Origin of the sequence: Lysinibacillus sp. FSL M8-0337 (genome assembly GCF_038593855.1) — a bacterium.
Classification (GTDB): domain Bacteria; phylum Bacillota; class Bacilli; order Bacillales_A; family Planococcaceae; genus Lysinibacillus; species Lysinibacillus sphaericus_D.
Genome location: NZ_CP151996.1, coordinates 3,117,884 through 3,141,442 on the forward strand (window position 1 = coordinate 3,117,884; position 23,559 = coordinate 3,141,442).

Annotated in this window: 24 protein-coding genes and 1 other annotated feature; of the genes, 3 read left to right on the forward strand and 21 right to left on the reverse strand. The window is 39.8% G+C overall.

The features are described 5' to 3' along the window. Window positions 1-55: 55 nt before the first annotated feature. The 7 genes from trpA to MKY08_RS14995 form a co-directional block, all read right to left on the reverse strand. Entirely contained in the window at window positions 56-850 is a 795-nt protein-coding gene (gene trpA, locus MKY08_RS14965; RefSeq protein WP_069513322.1) for a tryptophan synthase subunit alpha, read from the reverse strand. Further along, window positions 847-2,055 carry a tryptophan synthase subunit beta gene (gene trpB, locus MKY08_RS14970; protein WP_069513321.1) on the reverse strand — a complete coding sequence of 403 codons (1,209 nt, stop codon included), beginning with the start codon at window positions 2,053-2,055 and terminating at the stop codon, window positions 847-849. The genes trpA and trpB overlap by 4 nt, the downstream gene beginning before the upstream one ends. After that, window positions 2,055-2,669, reverse strand: a complete 615-nt coding sequence (locus MKY08_RS14975) for a phosphoribosylanthranilate isomerase (RefSeq protein WP_069513320.1) — start codon at window positions 2,667-2,669, stop codon at window positions 2,055-2,057. The genes trpB and MKY08_RS14975 overlap by 1 nt, the downstream gene beginning before the upstream one ends. Beyond that, a complete protein-coding gene (gene trpC, locus MKY08_RS14980) occupies window positions 2,666-3,457 on the reverse strand; it encodes an indole-3-glycerol phosphate synthase TrpC (RefSeq protein ID WP_069513319.1) in 792 nt (263 codons plus the stop codon). The genes MKY08_RS14975 and trpC overlap by 4 nt, the downstream gene beginning before the upstream one ends. Continuing rightward, on the reverse strand, window positions 3,454-4,485 hold the full coding sequence (gene trpD, locus MKY08_RS14985; protein ID WP_069513318.1) for an anthranilate phosphoribosyltransferase: 1,032 nt from the start codon (window positions 4,483-4,485) through the stop codon (window positions 3,454-3,456). Before trpD ends, trpC begins: the two co-directional genes overlap by 4 nt. Next, window positions 4,485-5,849, reverse strand: coding sequence for a chorismate-binding protein (locus MKY08_RS14990; RefSeq protein ID WP_069513317.1), 1,365 nt, complete (start codon window positions 5,847-5,849; stop codon window positions 4,485-4,487). The genes trpD and MKY08_RS14990 overlap by 1 nt, the downstream gene beginning before the upstream one ends. 101 nt (window positions 5,850-5,950) lie before the next feature. Beyond that, window positions 5,951-6,268 (reverse strand) — a binding site (T-box leader). Window positions 6,269-6,417: 149 nt separating this feature from the next. Then, entirely contained in the window at window positions 6,418-6,606 is a 189-nt protein-coding gene (locus MKY08_RS14995; RefSeq protein WP_069513316.1) for a hypothetical protein, read from the reverse strand. A gap of 107 nt (window positions 6,607-6,713) precedes the next feature. Between MKY08_RS14995 and MKY08_RS15000 the strand changes: the two genes are divergently transcribed. Continuing rightward, entirely contained in the window at window positions 6,714-7,415 is a 702-nt protein-coding gene (locus tag MKY08_RS15000) for a hypothetical protein (protein WP_069513315.1), read from the forward strand. Window positions 7,416-7,551: 136 nt separating this feature from the next. On the opposite strand, the gene secDF is transcribed toward MKY08_RS15000, so the two are convergent. Continuing rightward, the gene (gene secDF, locus MKY08_RS15005) at window positions 7,552-9,819 is read right to left on the reverse strand and encodes a protein translocase subunit SecDF (RefSeq protein WP_069513314.1); all 2,268 of its coding nucleotides are present in this window, start codon (window positions 9,817-9,819) and stop codon (window positions 7,552-7,554) included. 345 nt (window positions 9,820-10,164) lie between these two features. Then, window positions 10,165-10,503, reverse strand: coding sequence for a post-transcriptional regulator (locus MKY08_RS15010; RefSeq protein WP_069513313.1), 339 nt, complete (start codon window positions 10,501-10,503; stop codon window positions 10,165-10,167). A 93-nt stretch (window positions 10,504-10,596) separates the two neighbouring features. On the opposite strand from MKY08_RS15010, the gene MKY08_RS15015 reads away from it, so the two are divergent. Next, window positions 10,597-12,114 carry an oligosaccharide flippase family protein gene (locus MKY08_RS15015; protein WP_069513312.1) on the forward strand — a complete coding sequence of 506 codons (1,518 nt, stop codon included), beginning with the start codon at window positions 10,597-10,599 and terminating at the stop codon, window positions 12,112-12,114. Here MKY08_RS15015 and MKY08_RS15020 read toward each other — a convergent pair. From MKY08_RS15020 to MKY08_RS15055, 8 genes are all read right to left on the reverse strand, one after another. Then, entirely contained in the window at window positions 12,111-12,746 is a 636-nt protein-coding gene (locus tag MKY08_RS15020) for a DUF421 domain-containing protein (RefSeq protein WP_069513311.1), read from the reverse strand. The two genes, MKY08_RS15015 and MKY08_RS15020, sit on opposite strands and share 4 nt — an antisense overlap. Window positions 12,747-12,888: 142 nt before the next feature. Then, window positions 12,889-13,155, reverse strand: coding sequence for a preprotein translocase subunit YajC (gene yajC / locus MKY08_RS15025; RefSeq protein WP_024363168.1), 267 nt, complete (start codon window positions 13,153-13,155; stop codon window positions 12,889-12,891). Window positions 13,156-13,302: 147 nt separating this feature from the next. Beyond that, a complete protein-coding gene (tgt, locus tag MKY08_RS15030) occupies window positions 13,303-14,448 on the reverse strand; it encodes a tRNA guanosine(34) transglycosylase Tgt (protein WP_069513310.1) in 1,146 nt (381 codons plus the stop codon). Window positions 14,449-14,567: 119 nt separating this feature from the next. Next, entirely contained in the window at window positions 14,568-15,611 is a 1,044-nt protein-coding gene (gene queA / locus MKY08_RS15035) for a tRNA preQ1(34) S-adenosylmethionine ribosyltransferase-isomerase QueA (protein ID WP_069513309.1), read from the reverse strand. Between the two features lie 18 nt (window positions 15,612-15,629). Next, on the reverse strand, window positions 15,630-16,634 hold the full coding sequence (ruvB, locus tag MKY08_RS15040; protein WP_069513308.1) for a Holliday junction branch migration DNA helicase RuvB: 1,005 nt from the start codon (window positions 16,632-16,634) through the stop codon (window positions 15,630-15,632). Window positions 16,635-16,652: 18 nt separating this feature from the next. Beyond that, window positions 16,653-17,273 carry a Holliday junction branch migration protein RuvA gene (gene ruvA / locus MKY08_RS15045; RefSeq protein WP_069513307.1) on the reverse strand — a complete coding sequence of 207 codons (621 nt, stop codon included), beginning with the start codon at window positions 17,271-17,273 and terminating at the stop codon, window positions 16,653-16,655. Window positions 17,274-17,386: 113 nt separating this feature from the next. Then, window positions 17,387-18,265 carry a phosphotransferase gene (locus MKY08_RS15050; RefSeq protein WP_342535007.1) on the reverse strand — a complete coding sequence of 293 codons (879 nt, stop codon included), beginning with the start codon at window positions 18,263-18,265 and terminating at the stop codon, window positions 17,387-17,389. Further along, window positions 18,255-19,292 carry a LysM domain-containing protein gene (locus MKY08_RS15055; protein ID WP_069513305.1) on the reverse strand — a complete coding sequence of 346 codons (1,038 nt, stop codon included), beginning with the start codon at window positions 19,290-19,292 and terminating at the stop codon, window positions 18,255-18,257. Before MKY08_RS15055 ends, MKY08_RS15050 begins: the two co-directional genes overlap by 11 nt. A 143-nt stretch (window positions 19,293-19,435) precedes the next feature. Between MKY08_RS15055 and MKY08_RS15060 the strand changes: the two genes are divergently transcribed. Then, window positions 19,436-19,969 carry a transcription repressor NadR gene (locus MKY08_RS15060; protein WP_069513304.1) on the forward strand — a complete coding sequence of 178 codons (534 nt, stop codon included), beginning with the start codon at window positions 19,436-19,438 and terminating at the stop codon, window positions 19,967-19,969. A gap of 149 nt (window positions 19,970-20,118) precedes the next feature. On the opposite strand, the gene MKY08_RS15065 is transcribed toward MKY08_RS15060, so the two are convergent. The 4 genes from MKY08_RS15065 to obgE all read right to left on the reverse strand — a co-directional run bounded on the left by MKY08_RS15065 (window position 20,119) and on the right by obgE (window position 23,557). Further along, a complete protein-coding gene (locus MKY08_RS15065) occupies window positions 20,119-20,517 on the reverse strand; it encodes a thiol-disulfide oxidoreductase DCC family protein (RefSeq protein WP_069513303.1) in 399 nt (132 codons plus the stop codon). A gap of 23 nt (window positions 20,518-20,540) precedes the next feature. Further along, complete coding sequence (gene pheA, locus MKY08_RS15070; protein ID WP_069513302.1) at window positions 20,541-21,422, reverse strand: prephenate dehydratase; 882 nt, start codon at window positions 21,420-21,422, stop codon at window positions 20,541-20,543. Between the two features lie 365 nt (window positions 21,423-21,787). Further along, window positions 21,788-22,243 carry an ACT domain-containing protein gene (locus tag MKY08_RS15075; protein WP_024363178.1) on the reverse strand — a complete coding sequence of 152 codons (456 nt, stop codon included), beginning with the start codon at window positions 22,241-22,243 and terminating at the stop codon, window positions 21,788-21,790. Between the two features lie 24 nt (window positions 22,244-22,267). Beyond that, the gene (gene obgE, locus MKY08_RS15080; protein WP_025220116.1) at window positions 22,268-23,557 is read right to left on the reverse strand and encodes a GTPase ObgE; all 1,290 of its coding nucleotides are present in this window, start codon (window positions 23,555-23,557) and stop codon (window positions 22,268-22,270) included. Between the last annotated feature and the right edge of the window lie 2 nt (window positions 23,558-23,559).

Genomic DNA, 23,559 nt, shown 5'->3' on the forward strand with positions numbered 1-23,559 from the left:
CTCTAAATAAGAGTAGACTCGGTGCCAGGCACGCAAACAATTCTCGCACAATTTGCTATAAAGGCGTTGACGTCTCAATCGTTCCTTTTGAGGCAGCGACTAATGCTTCGACCTTTGCAACGTTGCCTTTATGCAAAGCCTCTACTATTGTACTCCCTACGATGACACCGTCCCCAAGTGCCCCCATGCTCACAACTTGTTGTGGTGTTGAAATACCAAAGCCCGCTAATACTGGTATTTGACACATCTCTCGCAAACGTTGAAAATGACCTTCTAAATCATCCGCAAAACTTGCACGTGCTCCTGTAATGCCGTTCACCGTTACAGCATAGACAAAGCCTTGACTAGCCGCTGCAATACGAGCAATTCGCTCTGGTGGACTTGTTAATGATACAAGCTGCACAATGTCCACACCATGTGGATTTAACGTTTGACGCAGTATCGCACTTTCTTCAAGTGGTACGTCAGGGACGATTAATCCTTTGACACCCCCTGCCACACAAGCACTAGCAAATTGCTCTAAGCCATAAGCTAAAACAGGGTTAAAATAAGTCATCACGACTAATGGCACTGTAATTTCTTGACGAAATGATGCCAGTGTCTCTAGAACATTGCGCAATGTTACACCTTCTGCTAATGCGCGCTCACCAGCCATCTCAATAGTAGGACCGTCTGCAACTGGATCGGTAAAAGGAATTCCGACCTCAATCGCTGTTACCCCCATTTTTTGTAGCGACAAGATTGTCGGCTTTACTGTACTAAGTCCTCCATCGCCCGCCATAATATAGGGCACAAAAGCTTTATTCCCTGCATTTTTTACTTGTTCAATTGCCTGTTGTAAAGTTGTCATGATTGCTCACCTCCAAGTACTGCACGTACCGTATGGACATCCTTATCCCCGCGACCCGATAAACAAACAACAATAATATCATCTGCATCCATTTCTTGCGCAAGCTTTGCAGTATAGGCAATGGCGTGAGCACTTTCTAATGCAGGTAATATTCCTTCCGTCCGACTTAGTAATTGTAAACCTTCGAGCGCCTCAGTATCTGTTATCGAATCAAATTTCGCTCGACCAATATCATGCAAATAACAATGTTCAGGCCCCTTACCAGGATAATCAAGCCCAGCCGAAATGGAATGAGCCTCCTGCACAAAACCATTGTCATCTTGCAGTAAATACATATACGCTCCGTGCAGAACACCTAACTGCCCACCTGCAATAGCTGCTGCATGCTTTCCAGTGTCAATACCACTGCCAGCTGCTTCTACACCATATAATGCGACCGCTTCATCATCTACAAATGGATGGAACATACCAATCGCATTGCTACCACCGCCGATACATGCGACTACCGCATCAGGTAAACGCCCTTCTTTTTCCAGTATTTGTGTTCTAGTCTCCACACCAATGATACGTTGGAAATCACGTACAATTTTTGGGAATGGATGTGGACCTAGAGCGGAACCTAAAATATAATGTGTATCTTCAACATTCATCACCCAGTAACGTAGTGCAGCATTGACAGCATCTTTTAATGTTTTTGACCCCGTCTCTACAGACTCGACCTTTGTGCCAAGTAACTCCATACGGAAAACATTTAATTGCTGTCGTTTAATATCTTCTGCACCCATAAATACTACACATTCCAAGTTTAATAAAGCACAAGCAGTCGCTGTCGCTACACCATGTTGCCCTGCACCTGTTTCCGCGACGATTTTCTTTTTTCCCATACGCTTAGCAAGAAGTGCTTGGCCAATCGCATTATTAATCTTATGTGCGCCTGTATGGTTTAAATCTTCACGTTTTAAATAAATTTTGGCACCGCCAAGCTCATTCGTTAAATTTTCAGCAAAGTACAGTGGTGTCTCACGTCCTACATATTCCTTTAAATAATAAGCTAACTCGTTCGTAAATGCCTGATCTGCCATCGCTTCATCAAACGCCGCTTCTAATTCAATTAATGCTGTCATTAAAGTTTCCGGGACATACTGCCCACCAAATTTTCCGTAGCGTCCTTCCTTTGTTGGTACGCTATTTGCCAATGAATGCATTATACTCTCCCCCTCTTTACTGCTTGTAGAAATGCTGTTATTTTTGCTGTATCCTTACTACCCTCTGTTTCCACACCACTTGAAACATCTACCATAAAAGGTGATACGAGTGACAGTGCCTCTTGAATATTGTCTAATTTTAACCCACCAGCTAAAATTAGCTTATGTTGTGGAATACCAGCAGCTTCAAGTAATGTCCAATCAAACGTATGTCCACTACCACCTTTATAATCTGTGCCTGGTGCATCAAATAAGTAATAATCCACATCGTAGTTAGTAGCCGCCTGCACATCCTCTGCACAACGGACAGACAAAGCCTTAATTGATGGATAGCCTTGTTGAATAATAAACTCAGGAGATTCCTCACCATGATACTGGACATAATCCAATGGCACAGTTAATACTGCCGAACGTAATTCTTCAGGCGTTGGATTGACAAAGACACCAATTTTCTTTATTCCATCGGGTACATGTTTGGCCAATTGTTGCGCTTGTTCAATGGTTACTTGACGTTTGCTTGGCGCAAAGACAAAACCGATGGCGTCTGCACCTGCCTGCACTGCGGCTTGCACATGTTGGACTTCTTTCAAACCACAAATTTTCACTTTCGTCATAGTGATGCACCTGCTTTATTTACTTGTAATTGTTGAAGTGCTACACCTGCATCGTCACTGCGCATTAATGATTCTCCTACAAGAACAGCACTTGCCCCCATCGCTGCAACCTTTTTGGCATCATCACTATGCCAAATACCGCTTTCGCTAATAAGCACACGTTGCTCCCCAAATGGAAAAGCCTCTGCAATTTCCTGTGTTCGCTCTAAATCGACTTCAAATGTACGCAAATCTCGGTTATTAACCCCTATTAGTTTTGCCCCAACAGCGAGTGCTCGTTCAAGCTCTTCAATATCGTGCACTTCAACTAATACTTCAAGACCTAAACTTGTGGCGAAACGATATAAATCTTGTAACATTGCATCGTCAAGTGCTGCAGCAATAAGTAAAATGATTGATGCTCCAGCAGCCTTCGCAAAGCGAATTTGCACACGGTCAATCATAAAGTCTTTACACAGAAGTGGCGTTTGAACCGCCTTCGCAACGGCTGCTAAATCTTCAAACGAACCTTGAAAAAACGTTTTATCTGTTAAAACCGAAATGGCGGCTGCACCAGCTTGTGCATAAATTTTTGCCTGTTTTACTGGATTAGCGCCCTCTGCAATAAGACCTTTGGATGGAGATGCGCGCTTCATTTCGGCGATGACTTGTAAAGTATCAGCAGACTTTAACGTTGCAAAAAGAGCGTCACGTTTTATCTCGTTGAAATTGGCTAATGGATCTGGCTGTGTAATCAATGCGTCTACTTCTATTTTCTTCTGTTCAATTATTTTAGTTAATATATTCATAGCCCAATCTCCACTTCTTTTATTTTTTCACTAAAGGCTACAACTGCCTCTAATTTCTGCAATGCACGGCCGCTGAAAATACTATCTTTTGCCATTTCAACACCTTCGTGAACGGTTTGTGCTGTTCCTTGGCTGAACAAACCTATTGCGGCATTTAACAATACCGTATCGAAATAGGCACTTTGTTCACCAGCGAGTAATTTACGCATAATAGTTGCATTTTCATCAGCATTGCCACCGCGTATCGCTTCTAGGGGTGCATAGTGTAGCCCGACATCTTCTGCTGTTAAGGCAAATGGAATTAAGTCACCTTTATCTACTAAGATGGCTGTATTTTGACCGGCAAGTGATGCTTCATCTAACCCTTTCGGACCAGAAACGACAATCGCCCGCTCCCGTCCTAACATTTGTAAAACAGAAGCATATTCCATTACAAAGTTGGGACGATTAATGCCCGTAAATTGCGTTGCTAATGGGACAGGATTTGTTAGCGGACCAACAAGATTAAAAATAGTGGGCTTTCCTAAGGCACGTCGTACTTCCCCAATGCGTTTCAATTTCGGATGGACATTTGGAGCATATAAAAAGGCAATTCCTTCTGTTTCTAAAAGTGTCAGTGTTTGTTCAATGGAAATATTCGTATGAATACCTAAAGCCTCTAACACATCTGCACTACCTGATGCAGAAGAAATTTTGCGGTTCCCGTGCTTCGCCATTTTAACGCCTGCTCCTGCCAAGACAAAGGCTGATGCGGTACTAATATTAAATGTATTTAAGCCGTCTCCGCCTGTACCACAGTTATCCATATAAACCCCAGCTGCTGCTGGTACTTGGAGTGCAAACGAACGCATTACAGTGGCTAATGCTGCAACTTCATGTGCCGTTTCACCCTTTGCAGATAAGTCTATTAAAAATTTGGCGATAGCATCTTTTGGCGTTTCCTGTTGGAACATCCATTGTGCAGCTTCAATCATTTCTTCATACATTAAATGCTGTCGTTGCTGTACCTTTCTTTGTATGCTGTCCATCATTTAGCCTCACTTTCATTTTCCAAATGTTGTAAAAACAACTGTTGTTCTGCTGTTACTTGTGTCAGTACACTGCCGACATTGGCATATTTAGTTACCATAACAGTGGATTGTGTATGCAGCCTTTCGTTTTCCACTACAATGGATTTGCCTGTTAATGAAAAATCTAAATGCCCATTAAACCCTATAAAGCCAATAGCTCCACCAAAAACATCTGCTGTTTGAGCTGTTTTTTCTTTTATTTGCCCCTCTGGGATATTAATTGATGTAAATGTTGGCATCATAGCAGCCAATACATCTACTGCATGAAGCATCGGTAACCGCTGCCCCTCCAGACGTGATGTCATATGCATTGCTTGCTTTGACCGCTCAATTTTCATCGTTTCAACTAGCTTGATAGAATCAGGGAAACAGACAGTGGCTAGTTTTTGTTGTATAGCCGTAACAAGACTTGCATGTGATTTCCTTACCTCAATATTTTCATATAGCTGACGTTCATTATCTAAATCTTCTACGTTTGTTGCACCTCGTGCACAAGAGCCTTCCGTTGGCGTCGCAATGACGTGTTCACCTTGTACTCGAACTAAACTTTCAGGTGATGTTCCCATCACAATATGATCATCGAAAGTGACAAAATACATATACGGCGCAGGCGTTTTTTTACGTAATTGGCGATAGAGCGCAAATGCATCTCCTTGAATATTAGCAATAAAGCGTTTGGACAGGACAACACGTGTATGCTCTTCGCTTAACGTCTTAGTTAACGATGTCACAGTGGATTCAAGTTCTTGATCTGATAGCGTTGTTAACCCATCATAACTCCATGTAGTATCCTCCTCTTCATTGCCCGTTAACAACTGTTGAGCTAGCTCCTCTAAATTTGGCTCTTTTTTTTCAGCATCAATGTTCGTATGAATGCAAGTCACCTCATCCGTTAGATGGTCAAAAACAATAATGGTTTCATAGACATGGAAATAAACATCTGGTAGTTCTAACATGCCTTGATGATTTAAAACGATGTTCGTTGCATTACTACCAATATAACCAATGGCACCACCTGAAAAGGGAAATTCGGTTGTATTAGAAATACGTGGCATCAAGCGCTTCAACAGTACAAAAAGATCACCTTTATGTGTATACGTTTTTCCTGTTTTATAGGAATATTCCTCTATCACATCGCCCACACCTTTATAGGTTTTTCGTGGATTAGCGCCGATAAAAGAATAACGGCCTGCGCCTTCATGCTGTGCTGAACTCTCCAGTAAAAATTTATGGGTGCCTTGCAAGCGTCTAAAAATTAAGATTGGTGTCAATGAATCCCCATTGATTGTTTTCATCTTTGTTCTTGAACTGGTTGTTTGCATATCGACAAAACCCCTTTATTAAAATAAATTTGCATATACGAGTTGGGAAAAGCATCAAAACAAAACAAAAAAGCCCTCTGCAAAAAGGAAAATTCCTAATTACAGAGGACGATCATGACCGCGTTGCCACCTCATATTAGAGCGAAAAAGCTCTCACTTATGTGCTTCAACCATTTACCTATCGTAAAATAAATCAATCGCTGTGGTTTCAGGCGAAGGATTTACAGGCATGCGCCTAATCAACAGTTGTGTAAAACAACCGTCAGAATGGAAGCACCCCCGATAACGTGGGGAATCCGTTTGCTATTATACATAGCAACTCTCATAAGTCCATTCACATAAGCTACAAATCAGTTTACACCGACCACTGACTCTCTACATTGCACACTTATGCTACTACTCTTATTCAACAATTTCTCAGCTATTCTCGTCTATGCTCTGCTCATCTGTTCTAAGGTCGATCCCGCTCCCGAGACCTTCTACCATATACCGAACGAAAAGTTAGCCTTATTCTATGCCAACCTACAATAATTGTCAACCAATTCTGATAAAAAGATTAAAAAGCAGCTTATTTCTTGTTGTATTTGTGAGGCACTTTCATTGTTTTTACGAGATAAAACAGACCGACAAACAAAAACATAACCCCAAAAATATCCAATACAATATTTTTAAAGAATTCATCTTTTACTGTTGTATTTAAAAAGAAAGAGCCCACCAGTACAATCAATAAACTTAATACGATTTTCAGCAATTTCATCGAAAATTCCTCCTATAAAATCACTTTTTGGTTTATTTTATCGTATTTATTATATATAATTTTTATATCATATTTATAGTCTTTTTAATTAAGAAAGGAGTATAATCATGAAAAAATTGTTAAATCTCACATTGTTAATTCTACTAGTATTTTTTAATTTCTCTCCCCCCTTAGCAATAGCAGAAGTATCAACCAACAATAAAAACTTTATCTTAACCGACACTGCAAATAATGAAATTTTCAATGTCACAATAAATATTAATAACGCTATAAAAACGGTGATTGTAGATGACGGATACATAACTGAAAACATTGTTTACGACACAATAAAAAATGAAATGCTTTTAAACGGTGAAAAAATACCTGATGAAATAGTAAATTCTTTAAAACAATTTGCAGAAATTGAAAAAGAAGATACTATAATCAATTACTCTCAATCTCCACTCTTACAAAACCATAGACCAGTCCCTTTATCAATTGACCAAGGAGCTGGAATTGGTTCAACATGGGTCTATGAATTTACAAACTATGGACAGATTAATGTTACTGGCTTAACTAAAGCTGCACTAATAGGAGCACTGGCCGCAATACTTACAAAAAATGTAATAGTAGGTGTTCTAGCTTCTATAGCAACAGCAATTTTTTCCTCAGTTTCTTCTGAAAGAGGTAGTGTATATTACAAACACATTAGATATACCAAACCACACGAACAGTTTCCTTTACTATACAAAAGATATAAAGAAGAAGTATATTTTTATAAATATTCACAGTACACGGGACTAATTAGGCACGAAATAATTTATCATTGACACTATAAAGTACCATTATTAAATACATTGATATTTTCAACAAAAGTTTCAATAATTAAGATTTAGTAAAACTACTAATCCTAACATTAAAAAGAGCCCTCTCAACATCAGTTGAGAGGGCTCTTTTAAGTATTTATTAAACAGTAGGCTCGTCTGTTCCCCATTGTTTTTTCTCTTTTTTACGCAGTTGACCATCTGATTTTTTCATCTCACGTACTTTTAATGAGTACCAGATTTGGGCTGCGATACAGATAGAAGAATACATACCTGTAATTAAACCGATTAACAATGCGATAGAGAACGTTTCAATAGATGGTGCACCGAAAATAAGGAGTGACACGACTACGATAATTACAGTTAACACCGTATTCACCGAACGTCCCATCGTTTGACGCAACGATTTATTAACAATGTTCGCTAATACTTCACGGTCTTTAATTGTATCATATTGCGCTAAGTTTTCACGCATCCGGTCAAATGTAACAATTGTATCGTTAATAGAGTAACCAACAATTGTCAGTACGGCAGCAATAAACGTAATATCCACTTCTAAGCGCATAAAGCTAAAGACAGCAATAATTAAGAATACATCATGTAGTAGTGACATAATCGCACCTACACCCATACGCCATTCAAATCGAATGGCTACATAAATGATGATGCCAAGTGCAGCAAGTGATAATGCTTTAATAGCATTTTTCACTAGCTCTTTACCGATAGTTGGAGAAACTGTACTTACTCCAGGCTCATGGCCATATTTCTCACCAACTACCTTTTTGAATTTTATAATTTCACTTTGTGATAAGTCATCTTTATAACGGATAACCGCCATGTTATTTTTCTCACCTGAAAGAACAATATCATCAGATGGGAAACCGATGCTAGTCACATATTTTGAAACTTCTTCTTTCGTTAAAGTTTGATCTGCTTCTATTTGCGCTCGTGTACCACTTGAGAAGTCAATACCAAGATTTAAGCGGAAAATGCCAAGTACAACAATCCCTGCTACAAAAATAGCTAACGAGAATGTATAGAACTTTTTACGGTTGTGTACAAAGTCGAAACGATCAAATTTTGTTGATAAATTTAATGTGCTGATTTTTTCATCCAAATTATGTTGTTTCGATTTTGGAATACCAAACCATGCTGGATTATTGAAGTAACCACTATTTACAAGTAACCCTAGTAGTACACGTGAACCCCACACAGCCGTTAGGAAGCTTAGTAAAATACTAATGATTAATGTTGTTGCAAATCCTTTAACAGAGCTTGTTCCCCAATAAAACAGTACTGCTGCAGCTAATAAAGTTGTTAACTGTGCATCGACAATCGCTGATAATGATTGTTTAGAACCAATTTGAAAGGCTTGTTTAGTAGAATAACCTACTCGAAGCTCTTCTCGAATACGTTCTGCCGCTAGAATATTCGCATCCACGGCCATCCCTATTCCGAGCACGATCGCTGCAATACCTGGCAATGTCAATACGGCATTAATCCAGTCGAACACAAGAAGAACTAAGAATGTAAAAATAGCAAGTGTAATGATTGAGATAAAGCCCGGTAAACGGTAGTAGAATAGCATAAATAGGAAAATAACAATTACGCCCACAATACCTGCAAACACTGTACTTTTCAATGCTTGGTCACCGAATTGTGCGCCCACTGATGTAGAGTAAATCTCATCAAGTTTCACAGGAAGTGCACCAGCATTTAAAATGCCTGCTAAATTTTTTGTTTCTTCAACTGTAAAATTACCGCTAATCATAACATCTGTTGTATTTAACGTTTGACTTACTGTTGCTGCAGATGCATAGCGAGGCTTCGCTTTTTGCGATTCTGCTTTATAAGAATCGACACCCTCTTCAAAGTCTAGCCATACAACAAGTAAGTTTTGACCTTGTGGTTTAGCAGCAATTTTACTTGTAATATCTGCAAATTTTTTCGCATCTTTTAACGTTAGCGAAACGATTGGACGGTTTTGTTGGTCAAAGGAATCCTTTGCACCATCAGCTTTTAAATCATCACCATCTAGTAGTAAATTGTCATCCACATCACGGAATGTTAAATTCGCAGAAGTAGATAGCATTTTACGAGCAGATTCTTGGTCTTCAACCCCCGCTAATTGCACACGAATACGGTTTTTGTCTTCAACCTGAATGCTTGGTTCACTTACCCCAATTGCATTGACACGGTTACCAAGAGCAGTTGCCGTTGCGGTTACAACTTCTGGTGTGATTTTTTGTCCTTCTTTTAATTCATTGACCTCATAAAGTACCTCAAACCCGCCTTGTAAATCAAGACCAAGCTTAATGTCCTTTAAGACGCCATCTACAGTCGTACCCATGGAAGCTGCAAATAGCACCAAAAGTAGCACGAATGCAACAATTCGACTTCTTAATTTCATCTATAAATCCTCCTCGAATTGGTGCAAGGGCATCCCTTACACTGCAAACAAGTATACTAGCAATACCTTTTGAAACGTGTATTCCTCCTTTTCCTTTAGAATTATGTAGCTTGTGCTTCAAAAGGTTTGCTTTACTTATTTCAATCGTTCAATAACGCGCAAATTCCGTATGCGTCTTCCATTTCATTATGAATAGTAAGCGGAACAATTATGTAGGGAAAGAAAAATCCCTTACAATCTTTTACAGCCTATTTTTCGACATGGCTTGTACAAAGTAAAAAAGCGCAACACACTCATTATGAAACACGTTGCGCTTGGTGTCAATTCAACACTGTAGTATTCTTATTAATCTTTTACAGAAACGACATATTCTTCTTGTGTTTTTAATGGCCCAAGCAACGATTTTAATTCCTCGGTGTTTATTTCTGCAAACCAATCATCACTTTGTAAAAATTCTACTTGATTGAATGATACAATATCTGAAGGCGATACTGCAAATATAGTTGCGATAATTTCATATAAGCGTAATTGCTCGACATTTTTTTTGCGCCATTTTTTTTCTACACAATAACGCCATAATTCTTCTGCGGAAATCGCATCATATTTATAATACTTAAACTCTGCAATCTTACTATCAATTGCCGGACGAATTTTTTCAAATAGTTGTGCATGTTGCATACTCATTTTGAATCATCTCCAATCAAAGTTGTATCGTAAGAAGTGTTTGCATACAAATAGTGTAAATGAATTTTTGCGGCTTGAGAAGGGACGGATGGCATGAGTTCTTTTGTACGAGGTACACTATTTTTAATGTTTGTTATTTTTTTATCTAAACTTTTTGGCTTCTTTTATAGAATGCAGTTTATGCGCATTGCTGGTGAAGAAGCAGTCGGTATTTATATGACCGCCTATCCTGCATTTATTTTCTTCATCTCACTCATTCAACTTGGACTACCTATCGCTGTAGCTAAAATTGTAGCAGAATTACTAGCAAAAAATAAACGAGAAAACATTTTTGGCGTGATGCGTACCGCAATCATTTGGTCATTTATTGGCATGATTGTTTTTATGCCACTTGTAGCCCTAACAATACCTTATATTTCTACTACACTATTACATAATGAACAAACAACATTTACACTTTGGATTGCACTGTTTGCCGTGCCTGTTTCGGTCGGTTCAGGATTGCTCCGCGCTTATTTACAGGGCGTTGCTAAAATCACACCAACTGCTTGGGCACAAATGCTTGAACAAGTTGTCCGCATCGGCTTTATTACCTTTATGCTACCATTAGTTGCAGCTTATAATAATGCTTCCATAACGGCGGCTTCTGCTATGGGTATCACACTTTTAGCTGAAGTTGTTGCGTTCCTGTATTTATGGCTCCATTACGCCGTTTCAAAGAAGAAATTATTACCAAAGAAAAGCAAAGTGGAGTCTTATCCGGCTTCACCAATGCTACGGGTAGCCATCCCGTCTGCAGGAAGCAAACTATTTGGCTCCTTCACTTGGTTTTTAGAACCGATTATTTTTTTAAAAGCATTAACGATGGCAGGGTTAACGGCCTCTGCCGCTACCATTTTATATGGGGTCATTTCAGGGGTTTTAGTGCCCTTGCTACTATTCCCAGCCTTTGTGTCTACAGCACTTTCCATTGTCCTTATTCCTGCCGTTAGTGATGCTGTTGCACGCCAACACAATGCGCTTTTACAGGAACGTATTTCCGTTTCGCTGCGCTTATCTTCTTTAGTAGGCTGCATCGCCGCCACTTATTTTTTCGTTCACGGTGACGAGCTAGCCATGAAATTATTTCACTTAGAAGAAAATCGAGGCTATGTGAAAATTTTAGCACCTATATTTTATTTTTATTATATTCAAAGTCCATTACATTCCATTTTGCAGGCAGTTGGTGAAGCGCGCGCTGCCATGATGAACTCCATTTATGGTGGACTCGGTAAACTATTCGTTATGTTTGTACTGGCCTCTCAACCTGGAATCCAAGAAAAAGGGGCTGTTGTAGCCATTGGCTTTGGCGTTTTGCTCACATCTTTCTTGCATATCGCTACGGTCAGACAGCGCAAAAATTTACGCGCCGGCTTCCGTATGTTTGTTGTACCTTATAGTTGTTTTATTGCCGTTTGTATTGCCCAGTATTTCTTTATGCAAATACTGCCACTACCATTTATTTTAAGTAGCTGTGTCACATTATTTTTACTCTTTACGTTATTATTAATGTCTAATCAATTACGTTTTACAGATTTCCACTATATTCGGAAATTAGCCAAAAAGGTCTAATGTTCCTTCAATTGAATATGAAGTCGACTGTCCTCCCATATACAAAAGAACACCGTGCTACTATCATGAATATTACTTTTAGCTAACTCTTCCATTAACCATTTTTCATCTTTATGGATAAGCATTAAATGTCTATCTTGGATATCACCATCAATAATAAGCGGATAGACAAAGGCCTTTTCATCTTTTTTATAAACGGAAAGATTACCAGAAGGCTCTAAATAGGCATACGCAATTTCCGTAACAGAGGAGATGCCATTTTCACGTAGTTGCTGACAAAGGTCATCTAAATTATAGCGCTGTTTTCGCATCTCGCTTTCTTGGATAATCCCATCTTTGACAAGCAGTGCTGGATCGCCATCAACCAAATCACGTATTTTCTTATACTTCAACGATAAATAAGCACTCAATATTTGAATAAAGAGCAAAATAATAATCGGTAAAATAGCATTAAATAATGGGTTTTCATAATCATCCAGCGCAAAGGCAGCTACTTCTGCAATCAAGACGAAAACGACTAAATCAATAACAGATAGTTCACCGACTTCTCGCTTGCCCATTAGTCGAAAAACAATAAGTATAAAAACATATAAAAAACATGTTCTAAAAATAATTGCTAAATATTCTTCCATACGAACACCCCCACTTTATCAAGGTGACCGTATCTGTTGCTTTTTATACAAAAAATTGTGGCAAAATTATACGCATTTCGACATAGCCTTTAAAATGGCAAAGGCGTTGTCCAAAGGTTATTTGGGACAACGCCTAATCATATTAAACTTGATCATTTACGACACGTCCGATTGCTTGACGGTCAAATTTAACGCGCACATTATCAGCGATTACTAAAGTGACAGCTGTGTCCTCAATTGAGTCGATAACACCATGCAAGCCACCTATTGTAATAACTTTATCTCCACGCTGTAAGCTACTTTGCATATTTTGCGTTTCCTGCTGTCTTTTTTTTGCAGGACGGATTAAAATGAACCACATCGCCACGAACATCAATATGATCGGTGCAAATCCTAATATTGATTCCATATTCAAAATGCTAGCCCCCTTTCCAAATCTCACTTTTTTAGTATAGACTATTTCACCCTAAAAAAGCGATGAACAAGCCCAAAATTTTTCTATATTATCAATAGTTTTTCTATAACAGGTAAATTTTCGCTAAGTATCATTCCAATTTTAGAAGTTTTTTGCATTCGGTCCATTAAAACCGTACTTTTCGAAAAATTCTTCTCGGAAATCACCTAGACGATCCTCACGAATCGCCTCACGCACTTGCTCCATTAACTTCAGTAAAAAATGTAGATTATGATAAGAAGTTAAACGAATACCAAATGTCTCTTCCGTGCGAATTAAATGGCGCACATATGCACGAGAATAGTTTTTACAAGTATAGCAATCACAGTTTGGATCGATTGGACCAAAATCACGGGCATATTTAGCGTTTTTAACAACTAAACGACCTTCAGACGTCATTAATGTACCATTACGGGCAATTCGTGTCGGTAATACACAGTCAAACATATCAATGCCTCGAATAGCACCGTCAATTAGAGAGTCTGGTGAACCTACACCCATTAAATAGCGCGGCTTATTAGTCGGCATTAACGGTGTTGTAAACTCTAGCACTCGATTCATCACATCTTTCGGTTCGCCTACTGATAAGCCTCCAATTGCATAACCTGGAAAATCAAGTTCTACTAATGCTTCTGCAGAGCGACGACGTAATTCTTCGTATTCTCCACCTTGAATAATACCAAATAATCCTTGATCTTCTGGGCGAGCATGTGCTTCTTTGCATCGCTTTGCCCAACGAGTCGTTCTATCAACTGATTGTAGCATATAATCATATGTTGCAGGGTAAGGCGGACATTCATCGAATGCCATCATAATATCCGACCCTAAATCATTTTGAATTTCCATCGCTTTTTCTGGACTTAAAAACAGCTTGTCCCCGTTTAAATGATTACGGAAGTGCACACCTTCCTCTTCAATTTTACGGAATTGACTTAACGAGAATACTTGGAAGCCACCTGAATCCGTTAAGATTGGACGATCCCAGTTCATAAATTTATGCAGGCCACCTGCTTCCTTCACAATATCATTCCCTGGACGCAGCCATAAATGGTACGTATTCGAAAGAATAATGCCTGCATTCATTTCTTTTAATTCTTCTGGAGACATTGTTTTAACGGTTGCTTGTGTCCCTACAGGCATAAATGCTGGTGTTTCAAAAGAGCCATGTGGTGTATGGACGATGCCAAGACGTGCTCCTGTTTGCTTACATGTATGAAGTAGTTCATAACGAATTGCTGGTTGTGTCATAAAATGTTAAATCCTCTCTTATCTAAAGTAAAAACAGTACTCCGATTTCTTGCTTGATTAATCAATTGGACAAATCAAAATTCCTGTTGCATCTCTTTTGATGTTGCAACAGAAATGAATTATTTTTGTAAACTAGGACGTATAAACATAGCATCACCAAAGCTAAAGAAGCGATATTTTTCTTCTACTGCTTGATGGTAGGCGCTTAAAATCGTATCTTTTGTCGCAAGTGTACTGACAAGCATTACTAATGTTGACTTCGGTAAATGGAAGTTTGTAATTAAACCATCCACCACTGTAAATTGATAGCCTGGATAAATAAAAATAGATGTCCATCCTTGCTCTGCGCGCACTTCTCCATATTTAGAGCCAATTGTTTCGAGCGTTCGAGTAGATGTTGTACCAACAGCAATGACATGTCCGCCATTTGCTTTTACACGGTTAATCGTAGCTGCGGCTTCTTCTGTCACACTATAAAATTCAGCGTGCATTTCATGGTTTTCGATCGAATCCACACTTACTGGGCGGAATGTGCCAAGTCCAACATGTAGTGTAATAAAAACAATCTCGACACCTTTTGCTCGTACTTGCGCTAATAATTCTTGTGTAAAATGAAGACCTGCCGTAGGTGCTGCTGCCGAGCCACGTTCTTTCGCGTAAACAGTTTGATAACGCTCACTATCATCTAATTTTTCGCGAATATATGGAGGCAATGGCATTTCGCCAAGTTGCTCTAAAATTTCATAGAAAATGCCATCATATTTGAATTCAAACATACGACCACCGTGGTCTAGCTCTGCTGTACAAGTAGCTGTTAGTAAACCGTCTCCAAATGTGACAACGGTACCTACTTTAACACGTTTCGCTGGTTTTACAAGTGTTTCCCATTCATCCGTTCCAGCCGTTTGCTTTAAGAGCAATACTTCAATATGAGCACCCGTTTCTTCTTTTACACCCATTAAACGAGCAGGTAATACTCTTGTATCATTTAGTACAAGGCAGTCACCAGCATGTAACTCCTCTAAAATATGAGCAAAATGATGATGCTCGACTTTTTCTGAGCCCGGTGTCACAACCATTAACCGACTTGCCGTACGATCGACAAGGGGCGTTTGTGCGATAAGCTCCTCTGGTAATTCAAAATCAAAATCTTCTACACGCATGAAAAAAACTTCCTTCTTTTATGTTTGTTGTGGATAATCATATCCAAAATGTTCGTAAGCCAGATGCGTTGCGACGCGTCCACGCGGTGTACGTTGAATAAAGCCAATCTGCATTAAATATGGCTCGTACACATCTTCTATCGTCACACGTTCTTCACCTATTGAAGCAGCAAGTGTATCTAAGCCTACTGGGCCACCACTGAAGCGCTCAATCATATTGGTCACAAGCTTATGGTCAATATGGTCAAGCCCTCTAGGATCCACTTGTAAAAGCTCTAGCGCTTGCTTAGCAAGGTCCTCCGTTATCATACCATCTCCAAGCACTTGTGCATAATCTCGCACTCGTTTCAGTAAACGGTTAGCAATACGTGGTGTACCACGAGAACGTCTCGCCATTTCGCCTGCCGCTATTTGCTCAATATCCACATCAAATAAATGGGCACTTCTTACGACAATTTCAGCAAGTGACGTATTATCGTAATACTCTAATCGTAACAGTACACCAAATCGATCTCGTAGCGGGGCGGATAACGCACCGGCTCTTGTCGTTGCACCAACGAGCGTAAACGGTGGCAAATCAAGACGCACTGAACGAGCTTCCGGTCCTTTTCCAACAACAATATCTAAGCAAAAATCCTCCATAGCTGGATATAGCACCTCTTCAATTGCACGTGGAAGACGATGAATCTCATCAATAAACAATACATCTCCAGGCTCCAATGAGCTTAATATCGCTGCTAAATCTCCTGGACGTTCAATGGCAGGACCACTCGTCATACGAACATTAACATTCATTTCATTTGCAATGACAGCGGCTAATGTCGTCTTTCCCAATCCAGGAGGACCATATAATAGTACATGATCTAAACTTTCCTGCCGAAGCTTTGCTGCTTCAATGAAAATTTGTAAATTTTCTTTCACCTTATGCTGCCCAATATATTGTGCTAATCTTTGGGGTCTAAGAGATAATTCAAATTGTTCATCATAACGGCCAGCTTCACTTGCTATCATACGTTCCGACATGTACCTGCCTCCCTTCCATTATTTCAGCTTTAATAACAACTGCAATGCTTGCTTCATATACGCATCTGTTGTTTCCAGCTTGTCATTATCTTCTAGTTGCGGTCGGATTTTATCGAGTTCTTTTTCCGAGTATCCTAGAGCCATTAATGCTAGAATGGCTTCTTCTAGTTCATGCTTATATGGATTAACGCCAAATAAAGGCAGCTCATCTTCCGAACTAGGTAGTTCCATTGTGTCTAGTAAAGAACCAAGTTTACCTTTTAAATCTAGAATCATTTGACGTGCTGTCTTTTTACCGACACCTGGAAATTTCACTAAAAACGTTTCATCTTCTCGTTCAATGGCACCAATCACTTGTTGAGGATTACCTGTCGCTAAAATCGCTAGTGCACCTTTAGGTCCAATGCCTGACACTAAAATTAATTTTCGGAATAACTCTCGTTGGTCTAAATTCGGAAAACCATACAGCACTTGTGCATCTTCCCGAACATGCAAGTGTACGTAAATTTGTTGTTCAACTGCTGACGCACGAAATGCAAATGGATTCGGTGTATTCAATTGCCAACCTATCCCTTGTTGCTCAAGTACGACATACTCTGGCGTAATACGCACTACTTGACCTTTTAAATAATCATACATAGTATATCCCTCACATTCATCGTCTTCGATTATAGCATATAGCGAACGAATGCTCGACTATATGCTATAGCAATAGCCCCGATTCCATACAAAAATGACCGCCTCGGGGACGGTCATCTCTTCATCACTCTATCAATATCGTACCACAGTTTCGGCCAGTATGTTAGCGCTCGCTTAGTAAATGGTATTAAATAATCTAAAAATACTAGCTGTTGTTCTAACGGTAAATCGATAGCAAATAACCATTCTCGCAACAGCTCATTTGGAAACTTTAAACGATGGAACTTTCTTTTATCTAACCGTTCAAGTGCTGGTAATTCTCTTAAAATACTAGCAAGATCATAATCTACTGCGGGCAACACGCGATGCAGCCATAATATATATTCATCATCCGCTTCTCCGAGATGGGCTAAGTCAAAATCGATTAAACGTAATTCTCCATCTGTACACCATAAGAAATTATGGTGCACCACATCACCATGTAATAGCGTAATGTCTTTTTCCTGCACATCTTCTAGTTCCATTAACTGCAAAGCCTTTTCGCTGAAATGAATAATTTGCTCCACTTCTTCTCTCGTTAAAAATGCTCGCAAGTCATTTCGCCTACTTTTAAAACGCATATGACGCATCTGCCATTTTAAAAGCTGAGAAAAGGTATGCAAACCTGGTACTCGTTGCCACGCAATTTTTTGGTTCGTGTCATGCAAATCGATTAATAGCTTTAAAGATTGTTCTCTATCTTTTTTATAAGCAAAATTCGCACTATGACTTCCCTCTTGCCACATTTGAACAATGAGTTGATCATCATCACTTTTTACTAACGGCAGGATGAGTGAGGGTTCTAGTCGTCCCAAATGGCGATGAATTGCCCTCACTTTATCTGCTATTTCTAACTGCTTTGCTCGTTTTACAAAATAATGTTTAGATTGATATTTGTACTTCCAAATATTAGGCTTTACTTCCTCGACAATATAGGCTTTTTTACCATCGATAAGGCGTCATCCCGCCTGGGAAAAAGTGCGGTGACATCCATGGTCCAGCTGAACATGGTGGCGGACAATGGCATGGGTCAAATTGCCAATTTGGCATCATTACCGGCTGAGAGCCACATCCACAAGATTGCCCCATTCCGTGCTGTGAGCCACATCCACAAGACTGCCCCATTCCGTGTTGTGTGCCACATCCACAAGATTGATTCATTGGCATCATTGGCATCATTGGCATTTGCTCAAATTGAGGCTGCATTTGTCCGGCATTCGGGTTAAAGAATGGCGATGTGCTCGATTCTAGGAAATTTTCTCCCCCTACCGCATTAGCTGGCATAGCATAATGCATTGGTTGTTGTTGTGGCATAGCACATGGCATCGGTTGCTGCGGCATTGTGTAAGCCTCTATTTGTGGTTGCATTGGCATATGCCACCACATTTGATGATGCACTGGCTGATGGCAACTAGAACAATGAGGCACCATCGGCATATGCGGTACATGTTGAACTGGTGGCGCGGGTGCTGGTGCTGGCGGCGGTGGTGGCGGAGCTGGTTGTGCTACTGGTGGTGCTGGTATAGGTGCCGGTTGCTGTGGCATTACTAATTGTTGGTTCCAGCTAAGTTCTACTGGCTGTGGCACCCACATCGGTTGCTGTGGTTGCGGCATCGGCATTGGCATCGGCATCGGGAATGGTATTGGTATCATTTGCGGCTCTGGCATCGGCATCGGTGCTGGTGGTTGAACCACAATCGGAGGTGGTGCCGGCATCGGCTTTTGCACCTCTTTTTTTACACTTTCCTTACTTGGCCTTGTTTGAGTAGTAGGCATCTCTTTATGGACTTGTGTTTCTTTATGTGTTTCTTTATGAGTTTCCTTATTTATTTTTTCAGGCAAAATAATTTCCATGCCCGGAACAATATAATCAGGGTTGGCAAGATGGGCATTGAGTCGTTTTAAATCCTCAAATGAAATACCGTACTCCTTGGCAATCTTCCACAATGTATCTCCCTTTTGAACAATATGAATACGCAATTTTTTCCTCCCTTCCTCTCTACGTATCATATGTTCAATGTTTCATTTGGATACAAAAAATTCACGCATGGTGGAAATGCTTCATGGTACACTAATGCATAAGGAATACTACTTCCTTTATTACACGGCAGAGGTGATCTTTTATGAAAAAAATGTTAGGCGAGGAACGCCGACTGCAACTTCTAGAACTGCTAAAAAAAAGCAACACACCTATTACTGGGACAGACTTCGCTAAATTTGCAAATGTTTCTAGACAAGTTATTGTGAATGATATGACATTATTAAAGGCTAGAAACGAACCAATCATTGCAACAAGCCAAGGCTATATTTATATGCACCAAGAGCAACTCAATCAAACTGTTGAACGAACAATTCCTTGTTTTCACACACCTGAAGACGCCAAAGACGAATTGTTAACAATCGTAGACTGCGGTGGAACGGTGAAAAACGTGATTGTTGAGCACCCCATCTACGGAGAAATTACCGCTTCTTTAATGGTCTCCAATCGGCATGATGTCGATAAATTTGTACAACGTGTAGACGACACACAAGCCAACTACTTATCTGCACTTACAGGTGGCACGCATCTCCATGTTATTTCTGCACCGTCAGTGGACATTTTAGACTTAATAGAGCAGTCCCTACAAAAAAAAGGCTATCTAATCACAGATCAATAATCCGGCGTGCCAGTCACGCAAACAATTCTGAAAATTCCAATGTAAAAATCCACTCCGATTTCCATACAGCACAACGTAAGCAGCCAGCTAGCTCATGGCTTGTAGCGGCTTACGTTCCTGTAGCATTCGTAGTGGATTTTTTATGCTGTTTATCGTTGTTCCAGAAAACGCTCGCGTTGTGATGGTGAAGGTAATAAACAAGCTTGCTTTTGACCAAAAAGACGATAGCGATTTTTAGCAAAAAGTTGATAGGCGGTATTTCGTATACAAGGTGGTATAGCAATCAACACATAAAACACAGGCCATAAGCCATCTAAGTGTCTAGTAATGTTAAGTGCTGCCGTTGATTCAACGTATACTTTTCCTTGCTCAATGTAAATCACACTATTTATATTTGTTGGTACTTTGTATTGTTCAAGAAGTGCTTGACCAACTTCACTTTGAATCGAAGCAAATTTAAAAAACGCCGCTTGGTCACGTTTAATAATAAATTGCACACTACTATTACAAAAATTACAAATGCCATCAAATAATATAATGCCACCCACATGTATCACCTCCTAAGTTGCTGTTATTCTTCGTCAGATGTTGTTAAATACGTAAAGTATGTACCAAGCGACTTCACCTTGCAACCAAGTGCCGCCAGTTCCTCCATAGCTCCTCGCATCATTGGGTCTTTTTCATCTGCTAAAACATCAATCATGAAGAAATAATCTCCAAGACCTGTTTTTAATGGACGTGATTCAATTTTACTTAAATTTAATTGTCGCCATGCAAATACCGATAAAACTTGGTGTAAAGCCCCTGAGCGATCTGTCGGTAATGTAATCATAAAAGTTGTCTTTGCTTGCCCTTCTGATAATTCCTGTGGTAATCGCTTATTTTGTTTTGATAATACAAAGAAACGAGTATGATTAAAATGAAAGTCATGAATATTGTCTTGCACGATAGTTAAACCGTATTTTGCGGCGGCGGCTGCATTACCAACTGCAGCAATACATTTATCAGGATTTTCGGATACAAATTTTGCAGCGGCTGCTGTTGATGTTGTTTGATGTAACGGTACATCACTAAAACGATAAAATAAATATTTGTGGCATTGAGCTAATGCATGCGGATGTGAATAAACACCTTCAATCGATTCCCAATTGTCCTTCTGCGCTTCATTGACCATTAAGTGTTGTTGAATTTTTAGCTGTAGTTCACCGGTTACATAAAGCGTTGCCTCATGGAATAAATAATCCAGTGTTAGCGGAACTGAGCCCTCTAGTGCATTTTCTAATGGTACAACTGCTAAATCAACTTTCCCCTCTGCCACGGCCTCAATACATTCTGGGATTGTTGTACATGGAACAAGCCAGTCAGTTGGAAAAATAGATTTTGTAGCTAAATATGTAAATGATGCTTCTGGTCCTAAATATGCAATACGCTTTTCCCACTGTTGCTCTGTCATCAAAATGACCTCCTCCGCTACAATTCGTAGTATATTAAACATTTTTAATGTTTGGAAAACTCTTGCTAAAAAAGAAGAGGCTATGTAAAACAGCCTTCTCTAAAAAGTATTGTGAAAATACGTACTGCTTTTGCTAGCTGTTTGAAATGTAATTGTGCATTTCTATTGCAGCCTTTACAAATGTTGATTGGAAATTTCAAAAAAATTCCGCAGTATTTCTGCAGGATCGCGAGTTAAGCGAAACCCCACTGAGGTTTTAACTTCGGCGAGGCTTGCTCATCGCATGCGGAAAGGAAGCGAAATTTTGTATCAACATCTACCAGCATTAACTACTAAAAGACAAAGGGGCTTTACAAACAGCCCCTTTACAATGCACCAGAACTAATGACTTCAGCTGACTCTACGAAATCGAGCCTTTTTAACTGCTGTATTAAGTCATCAAGTTCAGAAGTCATACTCGTCACATCCAATGATAATGTAACATTTGCACGTCCTTGAATTGGAATGGTTTGATGTATTGTCAGTACATTACAATGAGAATTTGTCACAGTTTCTAATAACTTTGCCAATGTTCCTTTTCGATCTTGAAGCTGTAAAAAGACTGTTAAAATGCGCTCCTGTACAATGGAGTGAAAAGGAAATACAGCATCACGATATTTGTAAAACGCACTGCGCGATAGATCCACTTGCTTGACCGCATCCCAAATGGAGGAAACTGAACCACTCGATAGTAAGTGCTTCGCCTCCAACGTTTTTTGCATAGCATCCGTTAATACATCTTCACGAACTAAATAATATCGCTGATTCGCAACATTCTTCATACGCTTCCCCCTAAAACACCTGTCTTAATCTACAAATTCAAACTCAAACTCTTGCAGACGAACTGTATCACCATTTTGTGCACCACGTTCACGCAATGCCTCATCCACACCCATACCTCGTAATTGGCGAGCAAAACGGCGAATACCATCTTCACGACTAAAGTCAGTCATTTTAAATAGACGTTCAATCGAGTAACCACTAATGATAAATGTGCCGTCATCATCACGTGTAATCTCGAAATCTTCACCTTGTGATTCATGCTTGTACATTACTGTCGCGTCCGATTGTTCCTCTAAATCATCAAATAGAGGGAACTCTGGCGTTACTTCAAGTAAATCAGCAATAGCAAATAACAATTCTTTTAAGCCTTGGCGTGAAATCGCTGAGATTGGGAAGATTTGCACATCTTCGCCCACCTTTTTGCGGAATTCCACTAAGTTTTCTTCTGCTTCTGGCATATCCATTTTATTTGCTACAATAATTTGAGGACGTTCCGTTAAACGAAGGTTATATTGTTTTAACTCTTCGTTAATTGTTAAATAATCTTCGTAAGGGTCCCGACCTTCCATGCCTGACATATCGATTACATGCACAATGACACGGGTACGCTCAATATGGCGTAAAAATTGATGCCCTAATCCTACCCCTTCATGCGCTCCTTCAATAAGTCCTGGTAAATCCGCCATGGCAAAGCTTCGGTGATCTTCTGTTTCAATCATGCCTAAATTCGGTACAATTGTTGTAAAATGATAAGCACCAATTTTTGGTTTTGCTGCAGAGACAACTGATAACAGTGTTGATTTACCAACACTTGGGAAACCTACTAGCCCAACATCTGCTAGCACTTTTAACTCTAATATAACATTTAATTCTTGTCCTGGCTCACCTTTTTCAGAAAGTTCAGGAGCAGGGTTCGCTGGTGTAGCAAAGCGAGAATTCCCACGTCCACCACGACCTGCTTTTGCTATAATGGCTTGTTGGCCATGCTCAACTAAATCCGCGATTACAGCACCTGTTTCTTCATTCATTACAACTGTACCTGGTGGCACTTTAACAATTAAATCTTCAGCGCGTTTTCCGTGCATCCCTTTACTCATCCCGTGCTCTCCACGATCAGCTTTGAAATGGCGTTTATAACGGAAATCCATTAACGTACGTAGACCTTCTTCTACTTCAAATACAACGTTCCCTCCGTGACCACCATCGCCTCCAGCTGGACCACCATTTGGCACATATTTTTCACGGCGGAAGGCAACCATTCCATCACCGCCATCGCCACCTTTTACATATATCTTTACGTGATCGACAAACATTT

Excerpts from the sequence above, each read along its gene's own strand:
- trpA (WP_069513322.1), bottom strand. The coding sequence starts at position 850 with ATGACAACTTTACAACAGGCAATTGAACAAGTAAAAAATGCAGGGAAT.
- trpB (WP_069513321.1), bottom strand. The coding sequence starts at position 2,055 with ATGCATTCATTGGCAAATAGCGTACCAACAAAGGAAGGACGCTACGGA.
- MKY08_RS14975 (WP_069513320.1), bottom strand. The coding sequence starts at position 2,669 with ATGACGAAAGTGAAAATTTGTGGTTTGAAAGAAGTCCAACATGTGCAA.
- trpC (WP_069513319.1), bottom strand. The coding sequence starts at position 3,457 with ATGAATATATTAACTAAAATAATTGAACAGAAGAAAATAGAAGTAGAC.
- trpD (WP_069513318.1), bottom strand. The coding sequence starts at position 4,485 with ATGGACAGCATACAAAGAAAGGTACAGCAACGACAGCATTTAATGTAT.
- MKY08_RS14990 (WP_069513317.1), bottom strand. The coding sequence starts at position 5,849 with ATGCAAACAACCAGTTCAAGAACAAAGATGAAAACAATCAATGGGGAT.
- MKY08_RS14995 (WP_069513316.1), bottom strand. The coding sequence starts at position 6,606 with ATGAAATTGCTGAAAATCGTATTAAGTTTATTGATTGTACTGGTGGGC.
- MKY08_RS15000 (WP_069513315.1), top strand. The coding sequence starts at position 6,714 with ATGAAAAAATTGTTAAATCTCACATTGTTAATTCTACTAGTATTTTTT.
- secDF (WP_069513314.1), bottom strand. The coding sequence starts at position 9,819 with ATGAAATTAAGAAGTCGAATTGTTGCATTCGTGCTACTTTTGGTGCTA.
- MKY08_RS15010 (WP_069513313.1), bottom strand. The coding sequence starts at position 10,503 with ATGAGTATGCAACATGCACAACTATTTGAAAAAATTCGTCCGGCAATT.
- MKY08_RS15015 (WP_069513312.1), top strand. The coding sequence starts at position 10,597 with ATGAGTTCTTTTGTACGAGGTACACTATTTTTAATGTTTGTTATTTTT.
- MKY08_RS15020 (WP_069513311.1), bottom strand. The coding sequence starts at position 12,746 with ATGGAAGAATATTTAGCAATTATTTTTAGAACATGTTTTTTATATGTT.
- yajC (WP_024363168.1), bottom strand. The coding sequence starts at position 13,155 with ATGGAATCAATATTAGGATTTGCACCGATCATATTGATGTTCGTGGCG.
- tgt (WP_069513310.1), bottom strand. The coding sequence starts at position 14,448 with ATGACACAACCAGCAATTCGTTATGAACTACTTCATACATGTAAGCAA.
- queA (WP_069513309.1), bottom strand. The coding sequence starts at position 15,611 with ATGCGTGTAGAAGATTTTGATTTTGAATTACCAGAGGAGCTTATCGCA.
- ruvB (WP_069513308.1), bottom strand. The coding sequence starts at position 16,634 with ATGTCGGAACGTATGATAGCAAGTGAAGCTGGCCGTTATGATGAACAA.
- ruvA (WP_069513307.1), bottom strand. The coding sequence starts at position 17,273 with ATGTATGATTATTTAAAAGGTCAAGTAGTGCGTATTACGCCAGAGTAT.
- MKY08_RS15060 (WP_069513304.1), top strand. The coding sequence starts at position 19,436 with ATGAAAAAAATGTTAGGCGAGGAACGCCGACTGCAACTTCTAGAACTG.
- pheA (WP_069513302.1), bottom strand. The coding sequence starts at position 21,422 with ATGACAGAGCAACAGTGGGAAAAGCGTATTGCATATTTAGGACCAGAA.
- MKY08_RS15075 (WP_024363178.1), bottom strand. The coding sequence starts at position 22,243 with ATGAAGAATGTTGCGAATCAGCGATATTATTTAGTTCGTGAAGATGTA.
- obgE (WP_025220116.1), bottom strand. The coding sequence starts at position 23,557 with ATGTTTGTCGATCACGTAAAGATATATGTAAAAGGTGGCGATGGCGGT.